Annotated in this window: 17 protein-coding genes and 1 tRNA gene; 13 read left to right on the forward strand and 5 right to left on the reverse strand. The window is 52.0% G+C overall.

Annotated elements, in window-relative coordinates:
• Positions 1–586 precede the first annotated feature (586 nt).
• A complete protein-coding gene (locus tag VEZ52_RS07645) occupies positions 587–1,861 on the forward strand; it encodes a DUF4910 domain-containing protein (protein ID WP_324836298.1) in 1,275 nt (424 codons plus the stop codon).
• 45 nt (positions 1,862–1,906) lie between these two features.
• Here the strand turns inward: VEZ52_RS07645 and VEZ52_RS07650 are convergent, their stop codons facing one another.
• Positions 1,907–2,695, reverse strand: coding sequence for an L-2-amino-thiazoline-4-carboxylic acid hydrolase (locus tag VEZ52_RS07650; RefSeq protein WP_324836299.1), 789 nt, complete (start codon positions 2,693–2,695; stop codon positions 1,907–1,909).
• A gap of 375 nt (positions 2,696–3,070) precedes the next feature.
• On the opposite strand from VEZ52_RS07650, the gene VEZ52_RS07655 reads away from it, so the two are divergent.
• The 4 genes from VEZ52_RS07655 to VEZ52_RS07670 all read left to right on the forward strand — a co-directional run bounded on the left by VEZ52_RS07655 (position 3,071) and on the right by VEZ52_RS07670 (position 6,440).
• Positions 3,071–3,565 carry a GyrI-like domain-containing protein gene (locus tag VEZ52_RS07655; protein WP_324836300.1) on the forward strand — a complete coding sequence of 165 codons (495 nt, stop codon included), beginning with the start codon at positions 3,071–3,073 and terminating at the stop codon, positions 3,563–3,565.
• Positions 3,566–3,812: 247 nt separating this feature from the next.
• Positions 3,813–5,282 carry a 4Fe-4S dicluster domain-containing protein gene (locus VEZ52_RS07660; protein WP_324836301.1) on the forward strand — a complete coding sequence of 490 codons (1,470 nt, stop codon included), beginning with the start codon at positions 3,813–3,815 and terminating at the stop codon, positions 5,280–5,282.
• Between the two features lie 227 nt (positions 5,283–5,509).
• Positions 5,510–6,310 carry a class III extradiol ring-cleavage dioxygenase gene (locus VEZ52_RS07665; RefSeq protein ID WP_324836302.1) on the forward strand — a complete coding sequence of 267 codons (801 nt, stop codon included), beginning with the start codon at positions 5,510–5,512 and terminating at the stop codon, positions 6,308–6,310.
• A 54-nt stretch (positions 6,311–6,364) separates the two neighbouring features.
• A tRNA-Ala gene (locus VEZ52_RS07670) sits at positions 6,365–6,440 on the forward strand.
• 318 nt (positions 6,441–6,758) lie between these two features.
• On the opposite strand, the gene VEZ52_RS07675 is transcribed toward VEZ52_RS07670, so the two are convergent.
• Positions 6,759–7,397: a hypothetical protein gene (locus tag VEZ52_RS07675; protein WP_324836303.1), complete on the reverse strand. Its 639-nt coding sequence runs from the start codon at positions 7,395–7,397 to the stop codon at positions 6,759–6,761.
• Between the two features lie 152 nt (positions 7,398–7,549).
• On the opposite strand from VEZ52_RS07675, the gene VEZ52_RS07680 reads away from it, so the two are divergent.
• Complete coding sequence (locus VEZ52_RS07680) at positions 7,550–8,227, forward strand: hypothetical protein (RefSeq protein ID WP_324836304.1); 678 nt, start codon at positions 7,550–7,552, stop codon at positions 8,225–8,227.
• Positions 8,228–8,437: 210 nt separating this feature from the next.
• On the opposite strand, the gene VEZ52_RS07685 is transcribed toward VEZ52_RS07680, so the two are convergent.
• Positions 8,438–8,950 (reverse strand): hypothetical protein, encoded by a 513-nt coding sequence (locus VEZ52_RS07685; RefSeq protein WP_324836305.1) that lies wholly within the window; start codon positions 8,948–8,950, stop codon positions 8,438–8,440.
• Between the two features lie 605 nt (positions 8,951–9,555).
• Positions 9,556–10,086: a hypothetical protein gene (locus VEZ52_RS07690; RefSeq protein WP_324836306.1), complete on the reverse strand. Its 531-nt coding sequence runs from the start codon at positions 10,084–10,086 to the stop codon at positions 9,556–9,558.
• A 1,184-nt stretch (positions 10,087–11,270) separates the two neighbouring features.
• Here VEZ52_RS07690 and VEZ52_RS07695 point away from each other — a divergent pair.
• The 7 genes from VEZ52_RS07695 to VEZ52_RS07725 all read left to right on the forward strand — a co-directional run bounded on the left by VEZ52_RS07695 (position 11,271) and on the right by VEZ52_RS07725 (position 17,085).
• The gene (locus VEZ52_RS07695; RefSeq protein WP_324836307.1) at positions 11,271–12,734 is read left to right on the forward strand and encodes a diguanylate cyclase domain-containing protein; all 1,464 of its coding nucleotides are present in this window, start codon (positions 11,271–11,273) and stop codon (positions 12,732–12,734) included.
• A gap of 518 nt (positions 12,735–13,252) precedes the next feature.
• A complete protein-coding gene (locus tag VEZ52_RS07700) occupies positions 13,253–13,732 on the forward strand; it encodes a hypothetical protein (protein WP_324836308.1) in 480 nt (159 codons plus the stop codon).
• Between the two features lie 5 nt (positions 13,733–13,737).
• Positions 13,738–14,115 (forward strand): hypothetical protein, encoded by a 378-nt coding sequence (locus VEZ52_RS07705; protein ID WP_324836309.1) that lies wholly within the window; start codon positions 13,738–13,740, stop codon positions 14,113–14,115.
• Between the two features lie 10 nt (positions 14,116–14,125).
• Entirely contained in the window at positions 14,126–14,539 is a 414-nt protein-coding gene (locus VEZ52_RS07710; RefSeq protein ID WP_324836310.1) for a hypothetical protein, read from the forward strand.
• 383 nt (positions 14,540–14,922) lie between these two features.
• Entirely contained in the window at positions 14,923–15,159 is a 237-nt protein-coding gene (locus VEZ52_RS07715; RefSeq protein WP_215648831.1) for a hypothetical protein, read from the forward strand.
• Positions 15,134–16,168: a DUF6976 family protein gene (locus tag VEZ52_RS07720; protein ID WP_324836312.1), complete on the forward strand. Its 1,035-nt coding sequence runs from the start codon at positions 15,134–15,136 to the stop codon at positions 16,166–16,168. The genes VEZ52_RS07715 and VEZ52_RS07720 overlap by 26 nt, the downstream gene beginning before the upstream one ends.
• A 269-nt stretch (positions 16,169–16,437) precedes the next feature.
• The gene (locus VEZ52_RS07725; RefSeq protein WP_324836313.1) at positions 16,438–17,085 is read left to right on the forward strand and encodes a L,D-transpeptidase family protein; all 648 of its coding nucleotides are present in this window, start codon (positions 16,438–16,440) and stop codon (positions 17,083–17,085) included.
• Positions 17,086–17,221: 136 nt separating this feature from the next.
• On the opposite strand, the gene VEZ52_RS07730 is transcribed toward VEZ52_RS07725, so the two are convergent.
• A complete protein-coding gene (locus tag VEZ52_RS07730) occupies positions 17,222–17,539 on the reverse strand; it encodes a DMT family transporter (RefSeq protein ID WP_240823387.1) in 318 nt (105 codons plus the stop codon).
• Positions 17,540–17,653 lie beyond the last annotated feature (114 nt).

Consider the following 17,653-nt stretch of genomic DNA (forward strand, 5'->3'; position numbering starts at 1 on the left):
CGCGAAAATCCGTGCGAGGGCAGGCCTTCCATTTCTGCCCGCAGGAGCGAGGCGATGGTCAATTGGGCATTTCGCTGCCCGACCTTGTGGGCCTGCAAAATGTCTTCGCCCATTTTTTGTGCTTCGGTAAGGCTGATATGAGGCATGGGGTCTCCAAAATCTAGCTGATTTTACTTATAGTTGCTTGCATTGCGCGAGCACTTTTTGCATACCAGTATTGTTGATGGCGGAAAAGGACGTTTTGCGCGCCCACCCTGGGGCTTTTCTACGCGCAAACTAAATGCTAACCTTAAAAAGGCGCGCTGGCTCCCGCTTGGCCCGTGCTGCCGTTGAAGCTCCACACGCGCGGCCATAATGGCAGTTCTGGCCTGCGCGATGACCGGGAACAAAAGCCCTGTATGGGGGCAGCGGGCATCTTTTTTCCGTTTTACAGAAAATTGCTGCTTGACTGCGCGCCTTAGTCGCCATAAGCAAGCTCGCGACAGGCATTGCCGCCGAAAAATTCCCCCCCTTGGAATTCGGTGCTCAGGGTTAGTGCCCCTTTTGGGAATTACTGCCTCACGCGATGCCAACATAAGGAAGGATAATGACGAGCTTCCACGACTTTCTTCGCACTCTTTTTCCTATATGCCGCAGTATTACGGGCAACGGAGTGCGGCAGACGTTGCGCATGTTGCAGGAAGAATTACCGGGATTACGCACCTTTGAGGTGCCGTCTGGATCCAAGGTTTTTGACTGGACTGTGCCGGACGAATGGAACATCAGGGGCGCGCGGCTGACCGGTCCATCGGGCGAAGTGATTGCCGACTTTGCCGACACCAATCTGCATGTGATGGGGTATTCCGAGCCCGTTGACTGCGACATTTCGCTGGAGGATCTGCAAAATCATTTGCATTCCCTGCCCGAGATGCCCAATGCCATTCCTTACATCACATCATACTATGCCCGGCGCTGGGGCTTCTGCATCAAGCACGATGAGCGGCAAAACCTGGCCCCCGGCACGTACCATGCCTCCATAGATTCCACCCTGGCTCCGGGGCATCTGACATACGGCGACCTTGTGATTCCCGGCCAGAGCGAAAAAGAAATTTTTCTTTCCACCTACATCTGCCATCCATCCATGGCCAACAACGAGCTTTCCGGCCCGGTGGTGGCCACGGCCCTTGCGCAGTGGGTGGCGCAGCGCCCGCGCCGCTACACCTACCGTTTTGCCTTTGTGCCCGAAACCATCGGCTCCATCACCTATCTGAGCCGCAACCACGAGGCCTTGCGCCGCAATGTGGTGGCGGGCTTCAACCTCACCTGCATGGGCGATGAACGGGCTTATTCCTATCTGCCCAGCCGCAAGGGCAACACCCTGGCCGACAAGGCCGCTCTGCACGTGCTGCGCCACTTTGCGCCCGATTTTATCCGCTACACGTTTCTTGACCGCGAGAGCGACGAGCGCCAGTACTGCGCGCCCGGCATCGACCTGCCCCTGTGCAGCGTCATGCGCAGCAAATACCACGTCTACCCCGAGTACCACACCTCGCTGGACGACTGTTCGCTTGTTACGCAAAAGGGGCTTGAAGGCAGCGTGAACATCATGACGCGCATCCTTGAAGCGCTGGAAGAAAACGTCACCTACGAGCCGCGTGTGCTGTGCGAACCGCAGTTGGGCAAGCGCGGTCTCTACCCCACGCTGAGCACAAAAACTTCCTGTACGGAACAGGTCAATCTGATGATGGATCTGCTGGCCTATGCCGATGGCGAAACCACGCTGCTTGAAGAAGCAGACATTGTGGGCAGGGATATTTTTCGCTGTGCGGAAACCATGCGCAAGCTGGTTGAAAAGGACGTGCTGGCGGTCAAAAACTGCTGACGACTGTGCGCGGCATGGCTGCAAGGCCGCCGCGCAACAGCCGCGTCACGCAATGCCCCAGCCCTGGGTTGTTTCCCGCCCCTGCTTGTAGCGGAAGTCGCATACCTTGCCGCCCTCAGCCAGTGTTGAGGTGCGCGCAAGGCCCGTGCCCTCCGCCCTTGCGGTTGGAAAGTCCACCCGGCAGGGATAAGGAGCCAGCTCTGGCATGCCCAGCGAGGCAAAATACTTCATCAGCCCGCATTCCGTGTAGTTTACACCAATATCGAAATCGCGCCCATCTCCCCGAAATACCGTCTGCACCCAGTCCATTGGGTAGCGCCGCTGCTGGCTGCGTATGGCCCAGCCCTGCAACAGGGTAAAATACTCCGGCGTAAAAAAACGCTGCCCGTTGGCGCGGTACGCTTCCTTCTGTTCCTCAAAACTGTAGACCGCCAGATCGTACACAAGCTTGCCCACATCCCTGGCGCTGAATCCGTGCTCGCGCATGGCAGTGTACAGCGCCGCATACTGCGGCCCTACAAGAAAGCTGGGATAGGTCAGGTTCTCCGGCCCGCCGATATCCGGCAGAGGCAACAGCCGGGCATGGGCCTGCCTTGCCTGGGCAAACATGGCGCGCAAATCCTCTGCTGGCCTCTGCCCGGCGAGCATCTGCTCCGCACCGGCGCACATACCTGCAAATTCGGCCTTGAGGGCCTCATCGCTCACCGGCTTGCCGACACCCTGAGCAATGGAGGCTAGGCAGGAACAGGGCAGCAGCAGAGCGGCGCAGGTTCCCAGCGCCAAGGAGCAAAATGCGCGCCGGGTATAGCGTGGAAATATAGGTGCATGGTGCATGGCGGCTCCTGCTTGCGGCGCGCTTGCGCCAGACTAAGGGTTTACAGCATGACTCACGCTACTGGGAGCAGGGGACGCTGTCCACGTGAACCATAGCAGCGAAGTGGCCTGTGGTCAGGTCAGCGGCATGGATGCGCTGCACGTTTCTCTTTTGCAAGCAAATCACTATTAATTAGAAATTATCATTCACTAATTCTAAATATAATTCAGCATAATATATGCTTATGGCGATTTCATCACATTGGTATACCGGTTGACATGTAAACATAACTGGTACATGCAAAACGGCTGCCCGGCGCATGTGGGAGACTGACGTCATTTCACCCCTGCGGCCGGAAACTGTTGCCCTGTGATCTGACCTGCCGAGGAGCGCTCATGCCAATGCCTTTTGCCGTTGTGGTGTTGCAGCACCACAGTGTCCGCCTTTTCGGTGTGCGCATCCACACAACCCTGCACAAGGCCCCGCAGGAATGCCCCCGGCTGTGGAATGAGGTCTTTACCCCCCGCATGCCAGAGCTGAGCGGCAAGCCCAGCAATACCTATCAGGGGCCTTCTTACGGGCTTTCTTTATTTACTGACCATGCAGGGCTGGCTTTTGATTACTGGGCTGCGATGGAAGCCCCGGAACTTGCCGCGCCGCCCGCTGGCATGGACGCGGTAACCCTGCCGGGCGGTCTTTATGCCTGTTGCCGCATCCCCGCCGCTGGCATGCTTCAGGAAGCATACGACTACATGTATGACGAATGGCCACAAACGCCGGAGGGCTGCACCGTTCTGGCAGACAAGCCCTGCTTTGAGCGCTACGACAGCCGCTTTTTTCAGTCCGGCACCCACGACGTCTATGTGCCCGTGCTGCCCCGCGAAAAATAGCTTCCCTTTGCGGCCTATTCGGCCTGATTTCCCAAGCCCTTGGGCCTGATTTTCGGGCCTGCCTTTCTTTCATTTCCCCCAGCTTTTCCCCCAGCTTTTCCCCCTGCCTGTTTCGGCCGCAAACCACACCATAAAAGTATGCTATAAATTGCACTCTTTTTCGGAATATGTCATATTGCGAATGAATCGTAATAATCGGCAATTCGGCTGCACCCTTGCGCCGGCATATGCCGATAAGGGAGCATATATGGCACTGACCCGACGTAATTTTCTGGTGGGAGCGGCCTCTGCGGCAGGCATTGCCGCTGCGGGGCTGGATGCCCAGGCCGAAACAACGGGCGCAAGCGCATCTGTTCCGCACGTGGAATACGCAACATTGCTCGACATTGAAAAATGCATCGGCTGTGGCCAGTGCGTTGAGGGATGCCACGAGCGCAACGGGAGCCGTTATCCAAAAGTCAAAAAGCCCCTGCCGGTCATGTTTCCGCCAGGGACCAAGGACGAGGACTGGTCTGGCAAACGCGATGTGGACGACAGGCTCACGCCCTATAACTGGCTGTATATTGAGAGCGTTACCGTGCAGAAGGACGGCGCGCCGCTTGAACTGCACATTCCCCGCCGCTGCCTGCACTGCACAAACCCGCCCTGCGCCAACCTTTGCCCCTGGGGCGCTGCCAGCCGCCAGCCAGAAACCGGCACTGTGAGCATTGACAGCCAGACCTGTCTTGGCGGGGCAAAATGCCGCACGGTCTGCCCCTGGCACATACCGCAGCGGCAATCGGGCGTGGGGCTGTATCTTGACCTCATGCCGCGCTTTGCCGGCAATGGCATCATGTACAAGTGCGACCGCTGCGCAGACAGCTTTGCCCATGGCCAACTGCCCGCCTGTGTGGAGGTTTGCCCCCAGCAGGTGCAGACCATCGGCCCGCGCGATGAAATTCTGGCGCAGGCCCGCAAGCTGGCGCAGGAGCGCGGCGCGTACCTTTATGGCGTGACGGAAAACGGCGGCACCAATACTTTTTATCTGTCGCCCGTGCCCTTTTCCGAACTGGCAGCGCAGGCCAAACCCGGCCCCGGCAAGCCTACCTTTGCCCCGGTGGCGGACTCCATGGCGCAGGCTGGCAACCTCACCCGCATGCTGATGACTGCGCCGCTGGTGGGCGTGGCAGGGGCGCTGGTGAACGCCGCACGCCAGGGGCAAACCCCAAGCCGGAACCAAGCGCAGGCCCGCCCTCAGGGCGCGTTGCATGATCCCAAGGCTGAAGCCGCCCTCTCTGGCAGCGTACTCAAGAAGCTGTGGGTGGCAGTGGCCCTGCTGCTCGGCTTTACGGGCATGATGCAACTGCCCGTGGCAAGCCGCTACGGCATTGCCAAAATTCCCGGTCTTACATGGACAGGTGATTTTTACACCACACTGAATGTCCATTATGTTCTGGCTGCCCTGCTGCTGGCGTTGGGCCTGTATTGGCTGACCTTGCAGGTGCGCGGCAGGCTGCGGGGCCGCCTTGCCTACTGGGGCAAGGTGCGGCTGGCGGTGCTTGGCGTTGTGGTGCTGAGCGGCATGGCCCGCGTTGCCAAAAATCTGCCTTCCATCACGTTTTCGCCGGGCATGACGACCTTTATTGACCTTGTGCATCTGGGCTTTGCCGTGCTGCTCGGTGTGCTGTGCCTCTGGCTTCGGATAACTGGGCGCGGCGCGTGGCGCGTGGATGGCTAACGGGCACTGTGCGCGAACATGACTACACGCACAGGCGGGTATTCTGCGGAATGCCCGCCTTCATTATGTGCCTGGCCTCCCCATCAAAAATTTGTCTGCCCCCAAATTTATCTGATAATGACGCTTTGAGGCTCTTGGCCCCACCAGAATTTGGCGCTACGCTGCTTGCTGTATCTTCCCTCCTCAAGCTAATTTTGTGGCACCCACACCCACCTGCGAGGCGCATCATGACCATGCCCGCATTTTACATCCCCCACGGCGGCGGCCCCTGCTTTTTTATGGACTGGATGCCGCCCGACACATGGAATGCCCTTGGCGGCTGGATGCGCTCCATCCCCGCGACCTTGCCGCAACAGCCCAAGGCGCAGATTGTATTCTCCGCCCATTGGGAGCAGCCGGAATTTACCCTGCTGACCACGCGAACCCCCGGTCTGTATTACGATTATTATGACTTTCCGCCGCATACCTATGAGTTGCAGTGGCCTGCGCCGCCAGCGCCGGAACTGTTTGACCGGGTACGCCAGTGCATGCGCTCGGCTGGATTGCCGCTGGCAGAGGACACTACGCGCGACTTTGACCACGGCGTGTTTGTGCCGGGCCTGTTGATGTACCCAGAGGCGCAGATGCCCACGCTGCAAATATCGCTGCGGCGGGGGCTTGATCCGCTGGAGCATCTGGCGCTGGGGCGGGCGCTGGCTCCGTTGCGTGAAGAAGGTGTGCTGTTTGTGGGCAGCGGCATGAGCTTTCACAACATGCGGGCCTTCCGCTACGGGGATAACACGCCCATTGAAGGGGCGGATATTTTTGACAACTGGCTGACGGATGCCGTGCGTAACCCCAATGCCGCCATGCGCAACGCCGCCCTTGCGGAATGGGAAAAGGCCCCCGGCGCGCGCTTTGCCCACCCGCGCGAGGAGCATCTGATCCCGCTCATGGTGATTGCAGGGGCTGCCGGATCTGCGCAGGGCAAGCTTGCCTGGCACGGGAGAGCTATGGGCGCGCCGCTCTCGGCATTTTCTTTTGACTAGATGAAATAAATACTTGCACCCCACGGCGAAAAGGTATAATTCCAAATTCCTCATGGGGCTGTAGCTCAGTTGGGAGAGCGCTTGAATGGCATTCAAGAGGTCAAGAGTTCAATTCTCTTCAGCTCCACCAGATAGGTAATCAAAACCCCCGATCATCGGAAGATGGTCGGGGGTTTTTCGTTTTGCTCACGTTTAGTTATGGCGGATATACGGGTCTACACCAAGGACGGGCATAGCGTCCCCGCCCTTAACAGCTAGGCCCATCGTCCGCCTTTTCAGCCCGCCACAATATGTAAGAATCAAAATGATGATGGGCTGTGCGCCCCACCAAACCAAGAATTTTTACTTTTTTTCCGCACTTGTCAGGAATGCAATGTAAACACCTCTGCGTTGTGGCACTCATTCACGAGCGTACGCCTTGCCACTGATTACACCTGAAAATGTGCCATTATAGTGGCCCCAACATCCCGGTGAGCCCAAGTAGCCAAAGAAAGAAGGTTACGGGAGCCACGGCCGCGAGCAAAAACAGCATGCAAATTGGCACCTTGAACAGCAAAGCGGCGCTACCCCGTAACCTAAAAACACACAGGTATAGTAGCAGTGCAAGGACAAAAGACGCCACAGCCCCCTGAACGGGAATAATGACCGTACGGGCCGTCCATATATTCAATCCTTCAAATCCCATGAAGGCAGTGCCCCACTGGGTACCTTCTGGCCAGATTTCGCCTGCTCCACCCAAAAAAAAGGCAGCTACATAAAACCACATATTTTTATGCATTTTAAAAAGCGGCAAAAAAATTATTACTCCAACAGCACAAATTCCCTGAATAAATAAGCCATCATTTCTGGAAAACGCGAGCCACCCCAGAAATGTAAAAATCAACGTGATGAAAATAGGCCAGTATTCTTTCCAGCCAACTAACATATTCGCCTTCATTTCCGCGCTTGTTGGAAACGTCATGTGAACCCTCAATAACTGTTCATGTGCTCTACTTTGGGGCACGCTCAAATTTTGGAAAAAAATAAAAAATATTTTTTTGGTGATTTTTAAAAAAATTTCGGCAGATACGCCCTCCGCGACCTTCATGCGATACCATAACAACCTGAAAATTTTATATTTTTTTATCAGCAGCTTCCCCTCTTTCCAAACTGAAAAGAACAAAAAACGACTGAAACGTTTCAGTATTACATAAACGCCCGCATCTGCTATATCTCCTCCAAACCCTTTAAGGAGAGAACATGGCAGGGAACAATTTTAGCACCAGAAACATGGGGCACGACGTTTCAGATCAGCCGCGTTTGAGCAACGGGCAATTCACCTTTAAAGGTTCTGCAACAGCAGCAACCATACCCTCGCAGCAGCAGGCAGCACTTGAGGCCCCCATGCCTGTTTCGCTAAATGCTCCGCTAGAAGAGCGCATGTACCCGGCCAGCGTTGCAGACGTTGTAAAAAAACACGCTCAGGGCGACCATTCTACTTTACAGCAGTATTCGCAAGACGTGGATGCGGCAGTTCCCTATTATCGCATGGGGGTTAGGCCACTCGAATCTCACGCATTATCAAGACGGTATGGAGAAAGAGCGCCTGGAACTGACCTGCATGTTGAACATATGCACTTTGTTGGCAGCGAGGGCAGCAATTTTGGCCTGACTCTGGGTGGCGTTTTCTCTGAATCACTGCCAGACTTAAACAACTATCAAGTCGAAGCCCCCAAGTACCGCAAGGAATATATTGACCGGGCAAAAGCTGATATTGATAACGCATGGAAAGAACGGAAAATATTGGAACGATTCAGCCAGGAATATAACCCCTTTATCTACAAGATAACGACCTACAACTGCCAGCACTACTTTGCCGAAGTTCTCCAGCAGGCTCAACTATACGAAACCAGAGAAAAACCGCTTGTGCTGCCCTAATGCACAGAAGACAATTGCTTAGGATTGGACTCAATCAGCAGAAACTTTAAATGGCTGTCTAATGCATGATAATTAAGATGGCTATTTCAAAATAACGTACTAACAATAAATAAAGTGCCCCCGATCTTCGCGAAATGGTCGGGGGCTATTTTGCTTATGACTAGTTCTTTTGGGGGGCCGTAAAGCCTCCGTCTTTATAAGAGCCATTGCCTAGTCGAAAGGCGCAAGCCCGAAAACAGCCAAAATCAGCCAGCAAAGTATAAATGCATGGTATAGAGCAGCAATCATAAACATCAGGCACAGAGGAACCTTGACCAGAAGAACAGCACTGCCTTGCTGCCTGAAAACAAACAACTGCAATAGCAATATGCAGATAAATGAAAATACGGCTCCTTGCACAGAAATGAGAATTATGCCAGATGTCCACTTTGGCAGCCACCCAAGCCCCGTAAGGCTAATAGCATATTGATCGTCAATTATTGTATCAGCACAACATAAAAGTAATGTTGCAATATACAGCCACAGATTCTTTTCCATTTTAAACAGAGCCAGAAACACAATCATTCCAACAGTGCCCACGGCCATGACAATAGCTGAGGTACGCTCCTGCAAGAATAGCAGCCAGCCCAGATATGCAAGCAACAACGTTACAATAACCGGCCAGTGCGCCTGCCAGAAGGCTGATTTCTTCGTTTCTATCTGTGCGCCTGTTGGGTGTGTCATTTGTAATCCTGTTTGGGATGGTTGTTGAGCGTGGCCCGCAACCTAAAACAATGCAGCTGTTATTGATTATGTGATGATTGTGGTTTTCTTTATTGGTGTCAATTCAAATGAAGGGGGTTGCCCCGTCTTTGGTGTACATCCTCCATAACTAAACGTAAGCAAAACGCAAAAAAACCGATCATCGAAAGATGGTCGGGGGTTTTGATTACCTATCTGGTGGAGCTGAAGAGAATTGAACTCTTGACCTCTTGAATGCCATGCAAGCGCTCCTACCGCGCATCACGCAGCAGAGCGGCCAAGACTCCTGCGCTCATTTTCCCCTCGTCACCCATGATTCCCCTCTCGTCCCTATCCGTCAAGAAACATGCGGTAAAAATTTGCTGTTCCTTATGCTCTCCAGCTCAGAGGGCACCAGCACCCTGTTGATGCTCACTTGATCGTTTTGCGCAAGTTTGAGGTAGTAGGGCGCTAAGGGCGGTCTTTTTTTGTATGACCAGCACCGTGGGCTTAAGCGGCGATTTGTGATCCTGCTGGCACACAATTCCGATTGCACCGCTAGGTGTAGCACTAGCGTTTAGGGGCAAATTGGGGGGCTGTGTCCTTATCTAGCAGAGCGGCGCAAGGCCGATGGCTGCAAGAAACAGCCAGCAAAGTGCAACAGCAGGGTACAGAGCCGCAATCATAAACAATATGCATGGGGGAATTTTTGCAAGCAGCTCCGACCGCCCTTTCAGCCTAAAAACATACAGATGCAGCGACAAATATACAAATGAGGCTACAAATCCCTGCACAGAAAGGGATATCATCGCAGCGGTTCGTCTTGGCAGCCATTCAAGCCCCATGACGTCAGTGAGGTGTTTTGCATCCACAAGCGTACCTGTGGAGCATAAAACGAGCGCCGCAACATAGAGCCACGGATTCTTTTCCTGCTTAAACAACGGCAGACAAACAAGCATTCCAGCCATGCCCGTGATCATAACCACCGCAGACGTGGTTTCCCGCATGAGCAGCCACCAGCCCAAAAATGCGATGATCAGCGGAACGATTACAGGCCAATGTGCCCGCAAGAAGGTTGACCCTTGTGCTTGTGTGTCTGCTGGATCTGGCATGCTATTCCCCATTTTTTTGTTCTGCATAGGTCGCTAAACCACAGGGTGAGCAAAGAAAGTGTAGTTTGCTCTTGTTGTTCTGTGGAAACGTTGAAGGTGGTTGCCAATGGTTATCGGCTTCCCAGACAAATTATGGAACTCACATTTGCAACGCAATGGAATATTTATTGCCTGATAGCGTGCATTGCACAAAAAAACCCGGACCATTTTTCAATGATCGGGGGTTTTAATTACCTACATGGTGGAGCTGAAGAGAATTGAACTCTTGACCTCTTGAATGCCATACTAAGGCATCATGCCAAAAACCTAACACCACCAATGAAATCAGGCTATTAAATGTATATTTTTCGTCCTTTTTGATACATTTCGATGCATTTTGTATATCCCAATCAGATTTCATGGCTCTATACCAAAGACGTGGGTCAGCCCTTTCGACAGGCAGTTTTCCCGACAGTGTTGTGCCAATAAATCGAATCTTAAATATCAGCCGCATTCTTCACGTCGGTATTTGTGACAACTAATCAACGGGCGGACCGCCATCCATGATGAAGGGAAACATTATGGATTGATCGCCGGATGGGCCTTGACGCGCAGATTGCGGCGTTGCGATGAGCGCAAGCGTTACTACCCGTTCATATGCCCTCTGACACCAGCGGAACGCTGACCACTTTTCGATTGCAAAATCCCGCAAGTCAATTAACAATCTTTTAACAGAGCCTTCCTATGTTTTCTTTGACCAGAAAAGTCGGGTTGATCCGGTAATTTTTCGGGGGCCGCTCTGCCCCTCTTTGTATTTGAGGCTAACAGCTTCCGCGCACACCAGCTTGCAAGGCATCACACACTTGCAAGATAACGTCATAACTGAGCACATATTTTTACAAAGGGCTATGCCCAACTGCTGCATCTGATCTGTGTCTGCGTAAACAGGCGGGAGGTCGCCTCGTTGCTGCCAGGAATATTGCTCACTTGTGGAAGGCATCTCGGCATTGCATTGTGTTCGGATGCTACCGACTTGATGTACGAGGACCTCGCGGACTATGTTTAAAAGACCAGATGGCTACTGCAATGATTTTTTTATAATCTGTGGGTTCCTGAATGGGAGCTGGAAATAGCGGTTGCTTTTATGGTATGACATTGTGCAAGGCATGCTTGCATAAACCATGCTTCCTCTATTGTGCAGAAGGCCAACCTCAAGACTTGCTCAAATGTGCATGAAGAAAAAATCCATCAAAACTCTTATTTTTTTGTGTTTCGCGCTGACTTTTTTTGTTGCGGCTGCACTCTACATTATTAATACATATAATAATGAGAAAATTCGTTCAATTAATGAAGCGAAAGCCACTGCTGAAAGTATTTATATCTTGAATAGTTCAATCCTTGATCGCTTCATGTATACGATAAGAAAAAAAGTATTACTATTGGTACAGAATAATCCTGAACAAATATTTGATCCTGACATTATGTCTTCTATTTATAATCTGCGGAGCATCAACAATGCGTATAATGATTCAGGCGGGGAACAGTACCGCATCAAACTGTGCACCATAAATTCTCTCAATCCTCTGGACGAAGCGGATGTCTTTGAATCCCAAAAAATTCAGGAATTCAACGCGGACAGGAGCCTGAAAAGATTTCAAGGCATTCGGGATATGGACGGCGATCCATATTATATCATCATGTGCCCTTTTTTCCCCGTGGCCTCCTCCTGCATGCAATGCCATCGCACGCCCGAAACCGCTCCCCCAGGGCTGGTAGACCTTTACGGCACGCCAAGAGGCTTTGGCTGGTCTGAAGGGCAGATTATTTCAGCTATTTCCATTCAGGTGCCCTTGGCTCCTCCTCTGGCGGCCGCCCATCGCAACGCCCAAGTGTCATCACTGTATTTTCTGGGTTTTTTGTGCGTATTTCTGGTGCTTTCCGGCTGGCTTCTCAGCCTGCTTGTCCTTGCCCCCCTGCAACGGGCCAGAGACATCGCCAAACGAATTGCCGCTGACCCCACTGAACACCTGGGAGAACGGATTGCGCTGCCAAACAGCCGCGAACTAGCGGAATTTGCGGATGCCTTCAACAACATGAGCGAAGCGTTGGCTCAGGAACGGTCGCAGCTTGAAGTCAGAGTTGCGGAACGCACCAGCGAGTTGGCAGAAGCCAATAAAAAACTTAAAATATTAAGTGATGTTGACGGCCTGACGGGCCTGGCAAACAGGCGCAAATTTGACCGTGTTTACCAATCGGCTTGGCAGAATGCCTGCGAAAATGCGCTTTTCGTTGCCGTTATTCTTTTGGATGTGGACAAGTTCAAAGACCTGAATGACAAATACGGGCATCAGGTTGGGGACGACTGTTTGCGTTGCATCGCCCGGATTCTCCTACAGGTAACCCGGAGCGACCACGAATTTGTGGCCCGCTATGGCGGTGAGGAGTTTGTGGTTGTCCTGCTTGGCCTTGAAGGCCATAAAGCCCAGGCGGTTGCCCTGCGCATTATTGAGGCTGTGGAAAAGGCGGCTTTCCCTCACGACAAGGCCATTGCGGGCTCTGTGGCAACGCTCAGCGCCGGGGTTGCGGCTTGCCGCCCACTATCGGAACAAAATCCGGAAGACCTGCTCAAAAAAGCTGATGTTGCACTGTACAAGGCAAAGGCCGAAGGCAGAAACCGTAGTGTTTTGTCTGCCTGATTCTTGGGCCATTGCGCATACTTAAATGGTTTGCCTGCATAACCGTAAGGGGCGTTCGTATGGCAAGCGCTTTGATGTGCATTTCCATTAAGGTTGTGTTCAAGTTTTTCGCGCAAGTTACAGCAACCAAAATAGATGATAACACATAGCCCGAGAGCGTTGCAAAAATCATCAAAGGCCCCCCTGACCATTTTTACTTACATGGTGGAGCTGAAGAGAATTGAACTCTTGACCTCTTGAATGCCATACTCAGGCATCATGCTCCAAACCACACGCCGCCAACAAAATCAGACTACTGGCTCTATATTCTCCTGCAAGAATGATTTTTTATACTAGCACGCCTGCATCAGCACATTATATGCTGATTTTATTGCAATATTTGTGCTGATAATCCAAATTTAACATACCTATTATTTCACTTGGTGAAAAAATTTATCACTACTGCTCGACTCTCCACATCACTTGCAGTATATCTTGCATCCGGTTTTTACTGCTACCTCTTTAAAAGGAAAGTAATAATGGGCAGATATAGTGGGCTTTTGACAGTGTTTTTTCTGCTTCTTACGGGCTGCGGCTCCACGCAGTATCCTGATGAAATCTGGGCTCCCAAGAGTGCGCCCTATAAATATGGCGGCTCGCCAGAAATGGAAGACATCGCCAAAAGGTGCAACAACGGATACTACAGCGGTTTTAGCCCAGAAAATCTCTTTCCCATAATGAGCCAGCGCTGCGAAAAAATCGAAAACGACAACAGAATTTGTGCGGCAGAACTCATAGACTCTGAAACGCATGAGTACCTTGGCCAAGAATTCGACTCAAAAACAAATTCGTGGCATTCGGTAACAAAAGAGGACACCAACTACTACCACTACATGATAAATCTCTACATCAATACCAAGGGCCTGGTCTATGACTGCAAGGCCTCGTATGGTCACCATGTGCAAGTCAGCAAAAAGCCCAAGGAAGGAACTCTGGCAGCAAAAATGCCCAAGGAGTAGCCCGAATGCGACATAACTTGATTCTATTCCTCTGTTATGTGCTGCTGGGGGCGTGCGTGATAACTTCGGCTCCCCAATGGCGGCCTGCTGAGCTTGCCCCCATTAAAAGCACCAAGGCGCAGGCCGAACCAATAATCAACGCATGCCGCGATGGAGCCTATTTGGGTAGCGCTTTACAAACCTTTCCCCAATCAGATCAGGCCATTTGCCAGCCGCAGTATACTGGCCAGTTGTGCGCCATGGTGCTGGAATTTGCTGAAAAACGCGTGTTTTCGTATGCGGATGGGCGCAGCTATTCGGCCACAGTGCAGGCTCGTGCGTGGTTCAACATTGTGCTGAATGAGCAGGGCAACATAACCGCTTGTCGCACCAAAACGGAATAAAGGAATCAACATGCGTATACAAATCATGCTGGCTGGCATCTTTTGCATGCTCACAGCCTGCGTCAGCTATGCCCCCAAGCCCTCGACGTTGCCGCCACCGCCGCCGCCCATGCCCTTTGTTGCGGTGTGGGCGCCAGAACAGGCCCCGGCCATAAAAACATCGAGGGAAAAGGTGATTGCCACCATGAAGGCCTGTAACGGTGGCGCACTTGAAGGCAAAACCATAAAAGATGCCACGCTGGCAGACATGAAGTTTTACAGCAAACCGCTGGAAGGCGGCAAAACCATGCAGGCAGGCAAGCTCTATTCACTGTATGCAACCGATGTTGAATTTACCACCGCAGTAATGCTTAACCTTACGGTGGGCAAGGACGGCAAAATTCAGGAATGCCTGGCCGAAAAAATTATTTACCAAAGCAAATAAGCTGCGGTAACTCGCTTTGAAAGCCCCTCGGTCAACATGCTATGACCGAGGGGCTTTTTGTGCCTGTTTGCCAACAGTCATTCGGTAATATTGAACAAGCCGAATCATATTGCTGTTTGTGTAATATTTTTCTTGTAAATCAAATGAATGCGCTATTTTTATTGCATATTTATAACATGCTGATTTTAAAATACATAAATTAAAGATAGTGAGTGAAATATGTATGCAATTGCTCAGAAAAGAAGTGTAACTGACTTTGTTTTCATAATTTATTATTTCACCTTTACTTTGCATTTTTCATATGGTTATTCTTACATTAAGAACAGAAATGTACATGGATTTATAACTTAAGTGTATTCAGCTAGTTGAAAAAGGAGGAGCCAATGGAAGTTCCGAGCAAAAGCCATGCGGGCTGGCAAGACATTATCACTGGCAAGAAGACCTTCGAGCTCAAGTTTCTGGCAGCCAAGATCATGCTCGGTCGGCTGGTGCGCGGGGTTCATGACAATCCAACCCCGCAGAATATCGCCTCAAGTATAGACCAGCTGTATAACCTGTTTGTGCAAAACGCCAATTCGCAAACCGTGCAGGATGATGTCAAAACAATCTTCGGAAAGTGAGGAATTTATGAATCAGTCAATTATGGGGATACATGACGTTCAGAAAAAAATTTCCGAAGGGCGTTCACTTCTTCTTGCAGGCGAAGAAGCAGTTATCCAGCAGTTGCCAAAGGGCAACTGGGTTGGCGGCACGATTCCTTATTTTATTACAAAAGAGCATGGGGGGCTTGCCTCCCGTGAACTCATATTTGTTACAGATATTACCGATATTGTCCAAAGCGTCAGCATTGCCCAGTACAATAAAGACACGCTCGCCAATGTGTATGTGGAGGGGCCAAAGCAGGGATTCAGTTTTATTCTGATACCTGCGGCTAGCGAAACGCATCTTTCCTTTGCGGTGAATGCACCCAACTACAAATCATTTGGCATGTCGCCGCTCATCGGCTGGATTGCAGGCGTGCATCTGGACGATCTTGGCAAAAAGACACCAAAGGTTTTTAACGGCAGTACGGGAAGCATGATTGAAGATGGCGCCATAGTGCTCCGGGCAGAGCTCAAGCCCGGCAAGCTGGCTGAGATCGGCATCATCAACCTTTTTGAGCAGGGCGATGGCGACACGCTGACCTTTTCTGCCGACGGGTTTTCAGCCAAGGATGTCATGGTCAATGGCGCTCCCCACAATTTCGCTGCCTACCTCAAAGAACACAATCTGGATACCAGGCTGCCAATCGTTGCCGACTACTATGGCGCGTTGGTGAACATCAGCTTTCAGTGCATAAACGAGGCGGAAAACATGGTGCACTTTTATGCACCGGTTTTCAGCGGCATCCGCTATAAACATGCAAAGCCGATTGCGGATTACGTGGCGGCCTTTGATGCGCATGTAAGCAAGGTAATGGGTTCGAATACAGACAAGGTTGTGTTTTCGTGCAACTGTATTCTGAACTACCTGTTCTCCAATCTTGAAAACAAGAAGACAGGTGCCTTTGTCGGGCCTGTTACGTTTGGCGAAATCGCCTACCAGCTCTTGAACCAGACTCTTGTGTATCTGGAAATCAAAGATTACTGATGCGCGTAAGGCAGAACAATATTCTGCCATTACGCGTCTGCAAAAAGCTCCGGCCAGTTCATCACTGGTCGGGGCTTTTGTAACACATGGGGCTCGTTTCTGTTTTAGTAACGTGTCCTGCTGTTGAATATACCCGCGAATCGCGATAGCAGTATGCGAACGCGTAGCAGGTATGCCGCGCTGTTGCCTGGAAAATAGCTCACATAGCTTTTCGTTGCGCAACGGCGGGACAATAGGTCAGCAAGCTTGTACAAACATTCAGAGGCACCATGCAAAGATATCTATTTTCGGTCTGTCTTCTTCTTTTCGTACTGGTTTGCGGCAGCAGCGGCATAAGCCAGTGCCAGGCCGCCACAACCGAGATTGAAGTTGTCGCCTCCGGCACCACGGGCACGCTGGTGGTGTACTCCACAGCCAACGGCACCCGGCAGGAACTGCTGCGCACCCCGGCCTATGTGGGCAGAAATGGTTGCAGCGTGGACAAGCGCGAGGGCGACGGCAAAACGCCCGTGGGCGTGTATGAAATCCGGCGCGGTTTTGGGCTGGCTACGCCCCCTGTGGTGAACATTGCCTATACCAAGCTCGCAGGCGACGAAAAGTGGGTGGATGATGTTGCCTCAGCCCGCTACAACCAGTGGGTTACAAAGGATACAACCCCCGTTGACTGGAAATCTGCCGAAGATCTGTCCAAAGAAACCGTGGCCTACAAGTATGTAGCCGTGGTCGAGTATAATACGGATAAGATCGTCAAGGGCGCTGGTTCGGCAATCTTTCTGCACTGCTCGCAAGACAAGCCCACATCCGGCTGCATCAGCGTGCCGGAAGAAGCAATGGTCAAGATTCTGGGATTCATACAGCCCGGTACGCGCATTGCTATCGCGCGTTCAGATGCCGAGCTGAAAAGTCTGACAAAGTAGCCCGTAGGGGCAAACCTTTGCATGGAGTCTGGCGGATACGCCGGCTGCAAGGGTATGAACAAAAGGCGGGGCCGTGGCGCTCAATCATGTTGCGCCACGGCCCCGCCAATTTTATCAGGGTTGCCGATGGCTGGGATCAGGCGAATTTAAGGCCGATCACCCCGGCGATAATCAAACCGGCGGAGGCCATGCGCAAGGGCGTTGCTGCATCACCAAAAGCGACAATGCCCACAACAAAGGTGCCCACAGCGCCAATGCCCGTCCACACCGCATAGGCCGTGCCCATGGGGATTTCCCGTTGGGCCATCAGCAGCATCATGCCGCTGCACAAAATACAGGCAATGGCAAAGGCGAGCCACAACACGCGCAGTCCTTCTTCTGTCCAGCCCAGTTTGAGGCCGATGGGCCAGCCGATTTCAAGAAAGCCCGCCAGTACAAGATAAAGCCACGCCATACAGCCTCCATGAGGGTTGATTTTTTAAAGCCGAACGCGACAAACAAAGAACCTTGTGGTGCTATATGCAAAAGGCTTTGTCCACGCACGGCGCAAAAAACAAGCGCCCGCTGC

It is taken from the genome of Desulfovibrio sp., from assembly GCF_035644575.1.
In the GTDB taxonomy this organism is placed as follows: Bacteria; Desulfobacterota; Desulfovibrionia; order Desulfovibrionales; family Desulfovibrionaceae; genus Desulfovibrio.